At 39.7% G+C, this 10,723-nt stretch carries 11 protein-coding genes and 3 tRNA genes; 7 read left to right on the plus strand and 7 right to left on the minus strand.

Translation table 11 applies throughout. From position 1 onward, the window contains the following. Nucleotides 1-2 precede the first annotated feature (2 nt). The 3 genes from AAEY57_RS17780 to AAEY57_RS17790 all read right to left on the minus strand — a co-directional run bounded on the left by AAEY57_RS17780 (nt 3) and on the right by AAEY57_RS17790 (nt 272). Nucleotides 3-76: transfer RNA gene (locus AAEY57_RS17780), tRNA-Asn, on the minus strand. 21 nt (nt 77-97) lie between these two features. Then, nucleotides 98-174: transfer RNA gene (locus AAEY57_RS17785), tRNA-Asn, on the minus strand. A 21-nt stretch (nt 175-195) separates the two neighbouring features. Further along, nucleotides 196-272: transfer RNA gene (locus tag AAEY57_RS17790), tRNA-Asn, on the minus strand. Between the two features lie 1,037 nt (nt 273-1,309). Between AAEY57_RS17790 and AAEY57_RS17795 the strand changes: the two genes are divergently transcribed. The 5 genes from AAEY57_RS17795 to AAEY57_RS17815 all read left to right on the plus strand — a co-directional run bounded on the left by AAEY57_RS17795 (nt 1,310) and on the right by AAEY57_RS17815 (nt 7,392). Beyond that, the gene (locus AAEY57_RS17795) at nt 1,310-2,689 is read left to right on the plus strand and encodes an MATE family efflux transporter (protein ID WP_350608407.1); all 1,380 of its coding nucleotides are present in this window, start codon (nt 1,310-1,312) and stop codon (nt 2,687-2,689) included. Next, on the plus strand, nt 2,686-4,680 hold the full coding sequence (gene uvrB / locus AAEY57_RS17800) for an excinuclease ABC subunit UvrB (RefSeq protein ID WP_013465278.1): 1,995 nt from the start codon (nt 2,686-2,688) through the stop codon (nt 4,678-4,680). The genes AAEY57_RS17795 and uvrB overlap by 4 nt, the downstream gene beginning before the upstream one ends. After that, on the plus strand, nt 4,681-5,610 hold the full coding sequence (locus tag AAEY57_RS17805) for a class I SAM-dependent methyltransferase (protein ID WP_350608408.1): 930 nt from the start codon (nt 4,681-4,683) through the stop codon (nt 5,608-5,610). It begins immediately after the preceding gene. An 8-nt stretch (nt 5,611-5,618) separates the two neighbouring features. Further along, on the plus strand, nt 5,619-6,284 hold the full coding sequence (locus tag AAEY57_RS17810; protein ID WP_024601105.1) for a tRNA (adenine(22)-N(1))-methyltransferase TrmK: 666 nt from the start codon (nt 5,619-5,621) through the stop codon (nt 6,282-6,284). A gap of 94 nt (nt 6,285-6,378) precedes the next feature. Next, a complete protein-coding gene (locus tag AAEY57_RS17815; RefSeq protein ID WP_350608409.1) occupies nt 6,379-7,392 on the plus strand; it encodes a hypothetical protein in 1,014 nt (337 codons plus the stop codon). An 11-nt stretch (nt 7,393-7,403) separates the two neighbouring features. On the opposite strand, the gene AAEY57_RS17820 is transcribed toward AAEY57_RS17815, so the two are convergent. After that, nucleotides 7,404-7,646 carry a hypothetical protein gene (locus AAEY57_RS17820; RefSeq protein WP_013465274.1) on the minus strand — a complete coding sequence of 81 codons (243 nt, stop codon included), beginning with the start codon at nt 7,644-7,646 and terminating at the stop codon, nt 7,404-7,406. Nucleotides 7,647-7,820: 174 nt separating this feature from the next. Between AAEY57_RS17820 and AAEY57_RS17825 the strand changes: the two genes are divergently transcribed. Then, a complete protein-coding gene (locus AAEY57_RS17825; RefSeq protein WP_054201169.1) occupies nt 7,821-8,270 on the plus strand; it encodes a methyltransferase family protein in 450 nt (149 codons plus the stop codon). A gap of 60 nt (nt 8,271-8,330) precedes the next feature. Here AAEY57_RS17825 and queC read toward each other — a convergent pair whose 3' ends face one another. After that, nucleotides 8,331-8,987, minus strand: a complete 657-nt coding sequence (gene queC / locus AAEY57_RS17830; protein ID WP_350608410.1) for a 7-cyano-7-deazaguanine synthase QueC — start codon at nt 8,985-8,987, stop codon at nt 8,331-8,333. Nucleotides 8,988-9,132: 145 nt separating this feature from the next. On the opposite strand from queC, the gene queE reads away from it, so the two are divergent. Then, nucleotides 9,133-9,798, plus strand: coding sequence for a 7-carboxy-7-deazaguanine synthase QueE (queE, locus tag AAEY57_RS17835; protein ID WP_350608412.1), 666 nt, complete (start codon nt 9,133-9,135; stop codon nt 9,796-9,798). A 129-nt stretch (nt 9,799-9,927) separates the two neighbouring features. On the opposite strand, the gene AAEY57_RS17840 is transcribed toward queE, so the two are convergent. Next, on the minus strand, nt 9,928-10,200 hold the full coding sequence (locus tag AAEY57_RS17840) for a hypothetical protein (RefSeq protein ID WP_350608411.1): 273 nt from the start codon (nt 10,198-10,200) through the stop codon (nt 9,928-9,930). Between the two features lie 15 nt (nt 10,201-10,215). Then, complete coding sequence (locus tag AAEY57_RS17845) at nt 10,216-10,518, minus strand: hypothetical protein (RefSeq protein ID WP_138561872.1); 303 nt, start codon at nt 10,516-10,518, stop codon at nt 10,216-10,218. Between the last annotated feature and the right edge of the window lie 205 nt (nt 10,519-10,723).

A 10,723-nucleotide genomic window follows, 5' to 3' on the forward strand; every position in this document is an offset into this window, starting at 1 on the left:
GGCTCCCCCTCCCCGACTCGAACGGGGGACCTGCGGATTAACAGTCCGTCGCTCTAACCAACTGAGCTAAGGGGGAACTACATCATAAACATAAACTTGGCTCCCCCTCCCCGACTCGAACGGGGGACCTGCGGATTAACAGTCCGTCGCTCTAACCAACTGAGCTAAGGGGGAATCGTTTATGGCTGAAAAACTTGGCTCCCCCTCCCCGACTCGAACGGGGGACCTGCGGATTAACAGTCCGTCGCTCTAACCAACTGAGCTAAGGGGGAAGCGTCTTGCCTTTCAACGGGGCGAAATATTAATGACCGCATAGCAAAGTGTCAACATATAAAAGATCATAAATTCAAAAAAGAGGTCTATTCGTTGTTTTTATGTGCAATCTGCGCATTTTGTAACACTATTTAAGTAAAGCGCAGGGATATTGTTTTATAAAAACAGGGCAATATTTGAATGAAGTTTGTAATTTGAGGCAATAAAGTGATGAGTAAAATTTAAGAAAACGGCTTTTAATAGCAAAAACGCGTTCTATTTCCTGTATTTTTATAAAGCGATAATTAACTTCTTTAAAATAAATGGCTCCTTTTTATTTTGGTACGTTAAAACGGTGAACTAAATGCGTATTAGTTACGTAAACTAAAATTAGCGCTAAAACATAATATTAATTTTGACTGCAGCTGCAATGCTTTGTACAAAAATAAAACAATCAATGAGTTAGCTACCTGTTTGAGTGTGTTACTCACTGATATTAGTTTAAGAAAAAATCACCTTCATACACATAACAGGGGCATACAACGCTGTTTGCATATTGGTAACGGAAAAAACCAAATGATCTGACAATTTAGCACCACGTTGTAGCCCTTTATAAACGTGGGGTTGATTGAGTTATCCACGGTTTCTGTGGATAACTCTGTTTATGAAACTTTAAGAACATCAGCACCCCCAGCATTGTAGGGCGCTACAACGATTTCAAGTATTTAAAAGCTTTTTTTTTATACATTTAAAAACAATAGCTTACGATTCAGCTAAGTTACTCACTTAATCGATAAATAAAATTTTTCGTGACGATAAAACACAGTCTCTGACTGTGTGATAAATCAACAAAACCTAAAAAATAAATGTTGCAAAAGTTATATAAATGTATTTTATTTGTTTTTTAGTGTGTTAGCGCAAAATTTGTTTACAAAGGCATAAAAATAACAGTTTGTAGATTAAACGTTTAATTAATTGTTTAGATTTAATAAAGCATGGCTTGAACAGCTCGGATGCTTTAAAATATGCCGTTCAGTAAAAGAGGCTTATTTATTTTATGCGCGCACATTCTCAATCACATACTCGCCCTGACTTACTCACCGCTCCAATCTTGCCTACACTAAAGAAAATGACCATTCCGATGATCTTTGGGATGATCACCCTAATGATGTTCAACATAGTTGATACTTTTTTCATTAGCTTATTGGGTACAGAGCCGCTTGCTGCAGTGAGCTTTACATTTCCCGTCACTTTTACTGTTATTAGTTTAGCGATTGGTTTAGGTATAGGTACCTCAGCGGTAATAGCAAAAGCATTAGGCAGTAACAATATTGAAGAAGCGCGTTTTGATGCCAGTATATCGTTGTTGATTGCGGTGGTATTAGTGTTGGTTTTATCTACGTGTGGCTATTTATTAATTGATCCTATTTTTACTTTACTCGGAGCTGGGGAGCAAGTATTACCGCTCATTCATGAATATATCAGTATTTGGTTTTTAGGCAGTGTATTTTTAATTACCCCGATGATTGGTAATTCTGTACTGCGTGCCAGTGGCGATACTAAAACACCGAGTATTATTATGGGTGGAGCGGGGCTTATCAATGCGGTACTCGATCCTGTACTTATTTTTGGTTTTGGCCCCATTCCTGCGTTTGGCATTAAAGGAGCCGCCATCGCCAGTGTTATTGCATGGGCAGTTGCTGTTGCAATTATTTTATACTTATTAATTGTTAAAAAGCGCTTACTGAGTTTAAAAGCAGGGTCGCAAACGGTTATTGGAGCTATTCGTAAAATATTAAAAATAGGCTTACCCGCAGCAGGTGCTAACATGCTAACACCGGTTGCTATGGCAGTAATGACGGCATTGGTTGCACATCATGGTCCAGAGGCTGTGGCTGCTTTTGGAGTAGGGAGTCGAATAGAATCAATAGCGAGTTTGGTGGTATTAGCATTATCGATGACTTTGCCACCTTTTATTAGTCAAAATTTTGGAGCCAGTCATTTTTCTCGCGTAAAGGATGCCTACCTAGGAACCTTAAAATTTGTGATGTTATGGCAGTTTGTTATTTATATTTTATTAATTATGTTCTCAGGCGTCATAAGTGAAATATTTGGTAAGGAGCAAGCCGTTGTTGATGTCATAAAACTGTTTATTTATACCATCCCATTAAGTTATGGCTTGCAAGGAGTGATCATTTTATCCAACTCCTCGTTTAACGCTTTACACAAACCCATGAACGCCTTAGTTTTGAGCGTCATTCGGTTATTTATTTTTTATGTTCCCTTTGCGTATATCGGGAATGAACTGGCAGGTTTAATCGGCTTGTTTATTGGCGCGGCCATTGGTAATTTATTCACAGCCCTTGTAGCCTATAAGTGGTTTATGAAAGAAATTGAAGCGTTAAGCAGTCAAGCATTACAGGAGTGTAGTCATTGAGCGATCATTTTCAGTTAGAATCAAAATTTAAACCCGCTGGGGATCAGCCTACCGCTATCGCTCAGTTGTGCGAAGGTTTAGAAGCAGGGCTTGCTCATCAAACCTTATTGGGCGCAACAGGGACGGGAAAAACCTTCACGATGGCTAACATCATTAGTGATTTAAATCGCCCCACTATTATTATGGCGCACAATAAAACCTTAGCGGCGCAATTATACGGCGAGATGAAAGAATTTTTCCCGCATAATGCGGTTGAGTACTTTGTATCTTACTACGATTACTACCAACCAGAAGCCTACGTGGTAGCCAGTGACACCTTTATTGAAAAAGATGCATCCATCAATGAACACATTGAGCAAATGCGGCTCAGCGCCACTAAAGCGCTGTTAGAGCGTCGCGATACCATAATCGTTGCGTCGGTATCGGCGATTTATGGTCTGGGCGATCCTGATTCATACATGAAAATGATGCTGCTTTTAAAAGTGGGCGAAAAAGTCGACCAGCGCGATATGCTGCGCCGCCTTGCAGAGCTGCAATACACCCGTAACGATATTGATTTTAGTCGTGGTACATATCGTGTTCGCGGCGAAGTGGTGGATATATTCCCCGCTGAATCAGATACCTACGCAGTACGTGTAGAAATGTTTGATGATGAAGTTGAACGTCTAAGTATTTTTGATCCCCTCACTGGTGCTGTTGAAAAACATATAGTGCGCGCTACTATTTACCCTAAAACTCACTATGTAACGCCACGAGAAAAAATACTCGAAGCCATCGAAAAAATAAAAGTTGAGCTTAAAGAGCGCAGGGCACAATTACTCAGCGCTAATAAATTAGTTGAAGAGCAACGTATTGCGCAGCGTACCCAATACGACATAGAAATGATGACCGAGCTTGGTTATTGCTCAGGCATTGAAAACTACAGCCGTTACTTATCGGGGCGCACACCTGGCGATCCACCGCCGACATTACTTGATTATTTACCCGACGATGCATTAATGATTATTGATGAATCGCACGTAACTGTCTCGCAAATTGGCGCTATGTATAAAGGCGATAGAAGTCGTAAAGAAAACCTCGTTGAATACGGTTTTAGAATGCCCTCGGCCATGGATAACCGTCCACTGCGTTTTGAAGAATTTGAAGCCATTGCACCGCAAACTATTTATGTGTCGGCCACACCGGGTGATTTTGAATTAGAGCGCAGCAATGGCGAGGTTGCTGAACAAGTTATTCGTCCAACCGGCTTACTTGATCCATTAATAGAAGTGCGTCCGGTTGGCGATCAGGTTGATGACTTACTCTCAGAAATTTATAAAAGTGTTGAAAAAGGCGAGCGCGTGTTAGTAACAACACTGACCAAACGCATGGCTGAGGATTTAACTGATTATTTAAGCGAACATAATGTAAAAGTACGCTATTTACACTCTGACATAGACACCGTAGAGCGGGTCGAAATTATTCGTGATTTACGTGCCGGTGTGTTTGACGTGTTAGTAGGCATTAACTTACTACGTGAAGGTTTAGATATGCCAGAAGTGGCATTAGTAGCTATTTTAGATGCTGATAAAGAAGGCTTTTTACGCTCAGCTCGCTCGCTTATTCAAACCATAGGCCGTGCTGCGCGCCACCTTGATGGTCGTGCCATTTTATACGGCGATAGAATCACTAAGTCGATGGCCAAAGCCATTGATGAAACCCAGCGACGCCGCGATATACAGCATGCTTATAATGTTAAGCACGGTATTGAGCCTAAAGCACTGATCAAAAAGATACTCGATGTAATGGATGTAGGTGAAGATGCTTCACCGCAAGATAACTTACAGCTTATTCGTAAAGAGTCTAAAAAAATTCTTAGTGCGAAAGAAATTGCCACGCAAATTAAGCAGCTTGAAACCAAAATGCATGCCTACGCCAGTGATTTAGAATTTGAAAAAGCCGCCTCTGTACGCGACGAAATACATGAACTACAACAACAGTTGATTAATTAAATGACAATCGATTTTACTCCTCTTATTAATGCATTAGCAGACACGCCTTTTGCAGATAACGAATTATGCCGCGTATTTCATGGTCGCGGCCACAGCGTAGAAGCGCTAAGCCATATTAACTTAGACTTTTATCCACCGAGTTTGTTTTTGGTGTCATACAGTGAAATTGATGAGATAACACTCACTACGCTCACCGATATGTTATGGCAGTGGGCACAACAACATCATCCAGAGCTAATTACTGCATTGGTGTATCAGCAGCGAGCGGGGCTGCAAAGCCATAACACCCTTGTTCACGGGCAATTGCCCGCGCGCCATAGCGTAGCCGAAAATGGTGTGCGTTTTTTGGTTGATTTAATGAGTAAGCAAAACACCGGTATTTTTCCAGATATGCGAAAAGGCCGTGAGTTTGTCATGCAAAATAGTAAACATGCCAAAGTACTTAACCTGTTTTCTTATACTTGTGGTTTTTCGGTAGCGGCTATGCACGGCGGTGCCGATCATGTGATGAACATGGATATGAGCAAAGGCATGTTAAAAGTCGGTAAGCAAAACCATCAATTAAACAATGTTGATAGGGGCGTCAGTTTTTTACCGCATGATATTTTAAAATCGTTTGGTAAGCTAAAAAAAGCCGCACCGTTTGATTTAATTATTGTTGATCCACCCAGCTTTCAAAAAGGCAGTTTTATATTAACAAAAGACTACCAAAAAGTGCTGCGCAGACTTCCTGAGCTTTTAAACGATACTACACAGCTGTTGTTATGCGCTAATAGCCCAGAGCTTTCAGAAAACGACTTTAAAGCACTTATTCAAGAACATACTCAAGGTGCTATTGAGTTTGTTAAACGCCTAGAACCGACTGATCGCTTTATTGAAATTGATAGCGATAAAAGCTTAAAAGCATTGGTGTACAAAACAAAAACATAGTGAGTTAAATGAAACTGAGTAAACGTTTAAACGCCATCAATTCATTAATTACAGAGCCTTACGATATTGTTTGGGATTGTTGCTGCGATCATGGCTTTTTAGGGATGGCGTTACTTGAGCGCGATATAGCAAAACATATAAATTTTGTGGATATTATTCCAACGTTAATGGAAGCGCTCGAACAGTCGCTGCAACAATTTGAGCAAGGTAAATCTTTACCTTCATGGCAAGTGCGCTGCGAAGATGTTGCGCAAATTAAATTGCCAACAGCTGCAAAGCAAGTGGTGGTTATTGCTGGTGTGGGGGGCGATTTATGTTTAAAGCTTATTGAACAAATTATTGCCAACAACCCGCAAAGCTTGCACCAACTCAGTTTTATTATTTGCCCCATTCAGCATCTTTACAAAGTGCGCGAAGGTTTAAAAGCCTGTAATTTAAAGCTCGAAAACGAGCAAATTATTGTTGAAAACAAACGTTTTTACGAAGTATTACACGTTAGTGTAAATGCCAGCCAAACACTCACTCAAACCGGTGCTCAAATGTGGGATAAACACAATCCACAACATCATCAATATCAGCAGCAATTGCTTAACCATTATACTCGAATGCTCAATAAAGATAGACTTTACTATCAAAAAGTTATAACAGAGTATCAACGAGTATTTGAATGCTAAATACTCCTGTCAGTGTGATCGGTTTTTGTGATTAACTACGTAAAGTGCTTCATAGTTAATATCTTGCCATCAGGCGGATTTATTTGGTTTATATATGTCAGATAAAAATATAAAAATTGAGCCATTATTAGGCGATGGGCAAAAGTGGCAACACAGTTACGAGCAACCGATTTCGTATGCGCCGTTAGTACAACTGGCCAATAATAATTGGATTGTTCCCCAGCATTTTTTACGTTACAAACATACGCTAGCCAGCGTTAATGAAGTGCTTAACGACATTAGTTTTTCTACTCACTTTAGTGTGTTAGCTGCAGAAAAAAACAGTGATATTTATCTGCAAGTGGCGGTACTTAGTCCAGATAATTACCGTGCTGAGAACAAAGCAAAAAAGTTACTGTTTGGTCGTCGCTGGCCAGTAGGGCAAAATTTGCCAACCTCAGAGCTTATTCAAACAGCATTTTTAGCATTGAAAGTGGCACGCGAGCATGAAGTAAGAGAGCTTTTTCAGCTGCAGCATCAAGGCGCAACCAGCACGCCGTTTAATAATCATCATGATTTACCTGTTATGGCGCAAAACCCTGAGCTTGTTAAAAGCACATCGTTTAAAAATATTCCATTGAACGACCTGATAGAGCGCCTGGTGTTTGCGGATAATAAAATTGCGCTAATTAACTGCCAAGCCATAATCACCGGCGAGCAGGTGTATACGGTTAAACTTCATTGCGATAGTTGTCAGCTAAGCGAATTTAATAATAAAACTTTGTCATTTTTAGCACCTGATGCAACAACCAACAGCTTTTTACATAGCTTTATTGCCGCACTGGTTGCTGTAAGTAACGAGTATGTGAGTGAGCATTTTAAATACCAAGGCTTTGCGCGCTTTAGTAAACATGTACACGCAGAGCAGGTAGGGGAGCTAAGCATTGCCATGCGTTCACCAAGTTCAGTTAGTTTATGTTCTATGGGTAAGCAAGAGGCGAATCAGTTAAACTTTGAAATAGACAGCGGCAGGGCACCCCAAGGGTGTGGACAAGCCATTGGCGGGTTTTTAGCTGCCCATGGTATAGAGCAGCCAGAAAATGCACATTTATACCCTAATTATTTATAACTAAGGGACAGCTATAGTTTGTTTATTTCTTGTTTTACGCTATAGCTTGAGTCGGTAACAATGGCTTCAAGTGTTTGTACTCGCTGTTTGAGTTCAGTCACTTGCGCGGTTACTTCTGCTAGTTGCTTATGAGCATCTTGATTGTTGTCTTGAACTTTATGTTTAAATTCAAGGTGCTTTTTATACATATCGTAAATAACTCCCGAACCTACAGAAATAAGTACAATGAGAACTATCATTGTTGTGCCAGACATAATTACTTCCTTTAATTTTATTTTAAGCTTAAATTATAACCATAATCAAGCGCCGATAAAGCCAATAAATTGTAACTTTATTTGTATTTATAAATATTCGATAAGCCATTGTTATTTTTTGTGTTGCCACAATATAGTAACCATGTAGTTTTTTAATCGATACAAGGAATAGGTATGTTAAATAATAAAATTCCACCGGTTGTTGTTGTGGTGTTTTTTGCTGCTGTAATGGCACTGATTGCACATTATACCGTGATTGATTTTAGCGCATTTATTACTTATCTCTCGCTAGCACTTGTCGCTACTGGGTGTATATTTTGTATTGCTGGGGTCGTGAGTTTCCGGTTTGCTAAAACAACAGTACTACCTAACAAACCAGAACAAGCGTCTAGTTTAGTTACCTCAGGTGTTTATAAATTCTCTCGTAATCCGATGTATTTAGGCTTTGCTTTTATATTAGCAGGCTGGGGCGTGTGGCTGGGTTCAATGTGGGCTTTTTTAGGTGTAGCAGGGTTTATTGCTTACATTACCTTATTTCAAATAATCCCAGAGGAACGGGCGTTACATCAGTTATTTGGTGAGCAATTTGACGATTATAAATCACGAGTAAAACGCTGGCTTTAATGTTTTTTCATACTAAAAAAGGCTACCCTTGGTAGCCTTATAGTGTGCTTATTTTAAACTTTACTCGTATTCAAGCGGGTCGGCTACGTTGTTCAGCTCAAAGGCTTCTAAACGTTCTTGGCAAGCACCACATTTACCACACGCTTTGTCACGACCATTATAACAGGTCCATGTTTGGCTGTAGTCTAATCCCATTTTAATACCATCGGTTAAAATATCGATTTTAGTATTGTTTAAATACGGGCTAAAAATTTCTACTGCATCGTAATTTGCAATACGACAAACATCATCCATCTTTTTAACAAACTCAGGACGACAGTCAGGGTAAATTGCATGATCGCCTGAATGCGCGCCGTAATATACTTTGCTCGCTTTAAGAGACACTGCATAACCTACCGCTAAGGAAAGTAAAATCATATTGCGGTTAGGCACAATGGTGCTTTTCATGCTTTCTTCTTCGTAATGGCCTTCTGGCACATCAATATCGTCTGTTAACGACGAACCACCAATAAGCTGATTAATTGCTGATATATCAACAATTTTGTGCGGGACATTTAGCTTTTCACATACGTTGGCGGCAACTTTAAGTTCTTTAACATGACGCTGACCATAATCAAACGAGAGGGCATAAACATCATGGCCTTGCTGCAAGGCTTTATTTAATACAGTAAATGAGTCCATACCGCCGGAATAAATAACAACTACTTTTTGCGTCATACGTGGTTTGCTCTTTAGTTTTGATAGAGGTTTATATCAGGGCGCGATATACTACACGGCCAAGGCATAAATGACAATTTTTGCACCGTGCTTTGCGATTTTTAATAGTAACAATTTTGCCGTCAGGTTGTAAGTGAGATTTCTTTTGTACAAAATTAATGAAGTGTTTGAAACCATTCAAGGTGAAGCTAGCTTTACCGGTACGCCGTCTATATTTTTACGCCTGCAAGGTTGTCCTGTGGGATGTTCGTGGTGTGACACTAAACAAACCTGGGATGTTGATAATGTATATAAAGTATCACTAGATGACACGGTAGAAAAAAAAGCCGACTCTGATCATTGGGCTGAGGCCAGTGCCGCGCAGGTCCTGGAGTTATTTAAATCCCGTGGCTATACCGCCAAGCATGTTGTGATCACCGGTGGTGAACCTTGCATGTACGATTTAAATCCAGTGTGTAATTTATTGCATGATCATGGCTTTAGCACGCAAATAGAAACCAGTGGCACCTTTGAAATTCTCGCCCCTGCCCAAACGTGGGTTACGGTATCGCCAAAAATTAATATGCGTGGTGGTTACAAAGTATTGAGCAGTGCTATGCAACGCGCCGATGAAATTAAACACCCAATTGCTATGCAAAAGCACGTAGAAGAACTGGAAGAGTTATTTACTGCCACCGGTGTTAACCCAAAACTGGTATATTTACAGCCAATCAGCCAAAAAACGTCGGCAACTAAATTAGCCATTGATACCTGTATCGCCAAAAACTGGCGCTTATCAATTCAAGTACATAAGTATTTGGGTATTAGTTAAACAGAAAGAGCAGTTATAAGTGCTTAGCTGTAAGCGTTAAACTGCTTGGCGTTAACTTATATTACGTAGGTTGGGTGAGTAAACCCCAACCTAACTCAACAAATTTAAACTCATAAAGCCAAGCAGGCTTTAAATATAATTTTCATCAATAAACTGGCACCACAGCTGTGTATTTAATTCTGGTACGTTTGGCTTATCTCTAATACCGAGTTTAAACATGATCACAGAGCGCCATTCTAAAGAGCCAATGTCTGGCCCATGTCCATAACCGTCACCGGTATTTATTTGCTGTTCAACATGATTAAACCATGCTTCAGAGCACGGAGAGTATTTTCTATCTTTTTGCGCAACACTACTGCACCCAGCAATAATGAGTAATAAAGAAGCCATTAATAGTTTCATATTTTACCTATGTGTTTATTTTGCTAATCGCTGCTGTGTTAAGTTTAAACGCTTATGTGAGCTGTATACTTGCAACCTTTCATCGTCCGTAATTAAAAATGCATCCATTTCTACAAATATTAAAGCAGATATGGGGAAAACCTCTAAAACACCAAGGTCAGCAAGTTTTGCTGAAAGAAGTGCCGTTTTGCCATTAGCAATAAAGGTAGAGTCTTGATCACGAAAATCGCCATCAACATATAGTTTTGCACCACCAAACCATGAGTTAAAAATTTTAATTTTATGACCCTTAACCGTGAATTCGAACTCTTTTCTCATTTTAAAACTCCGTTTTTTGAAAAACATATAAAGTTTTAACAACTTGTTATACCTAGCTTCTATTCATTAAAGTAAATACATGATGCTCTTTTATATTCTTTATATGAGAAAAAGACTCAAGAACCTCTTTGAATCGCCCCGAGTTCATCGGAGACCAGTTTGTTTAAGTCAGGCCACTTTACCTGACTCGTTTAAATTATCATAG

The organism is Pseudoalteromonas sp. MER144-MNA-CIBAN-0113, assembly GCF_040308965.1.
In the GTDB taxonomy this organism is placed as follows: Bacteria; Pseudomonadota; Gammaproteobacteria; order Enterobacterales; family Alteromonadaceae; genus Pseudoalteromonas; species Pseudoalteromonas tetraodonis.

Bases quoted from the DNA above. Each gene is read 5' to 3' on its own strand.
- AAEY57_RS17795 (WP_350608407.1), top strand. From the start codon at position 1,310: ATGCGCGCACATTCTCAATCACATACTCGCCCTGACTTACTCACCGCT.
- AAEY57_RS17805 (WP_350608408.1), top strand. From the start codon at position 4,681: ATGACAATCGATTTTACTCCTCTTATTAATGCATTAGCAGACACGCCT.
- AAEY57_RS17810 (WP_024601105.1), top strand. From the start codon at position 5,619: ATGAAACTGAGTAAACGTTTAAACGCCATCAATTCATTAATTACAGAG.
- AAEY57_RS17815 (WP_350608409.1), top strand. From the start codon at position 6,379: ATGTCAGATAAAAATATAAAAATTGAGCCATTATTAGGCGATGGGCAA.
- AAEY57_RS17820 (WP_013465274.1), bottom strand. From the start codon at position 7,646: ATGTCTGGCACAACAATGATAGTTCTCATTGTACTTATTTCTGTAGGT.
- AAEY57_RS17825 (WP_054201169.1), top strand. From the start codon at position 7,821: ATGTTAAATAATAAAATTCCACCGGTTGTTGTTGTGGTGTTTTTTGCT.
- queC (WP_350608410.1), bottom strand. From the start codon at position 8,987: ATGACGCAAAAAGTAGTTGTTATTTATTCCGGCGGTATGGACTCATTT.
- AAEY57_RS17840 (WP_350608411.1), bottom strand. From the start codon at position 10,200: ATGAAACTATTAATGGCTTCTTTATTACTCATTATTGCTGGGTGCAGT.
- AAEY57_RS17845 (WP_138561872.1), bottom strand. From the start codon at position 10,518: ATGAGAAAAGAGTTCGAATTCACGGTTAAGGGTCATAAAATTAAAATT.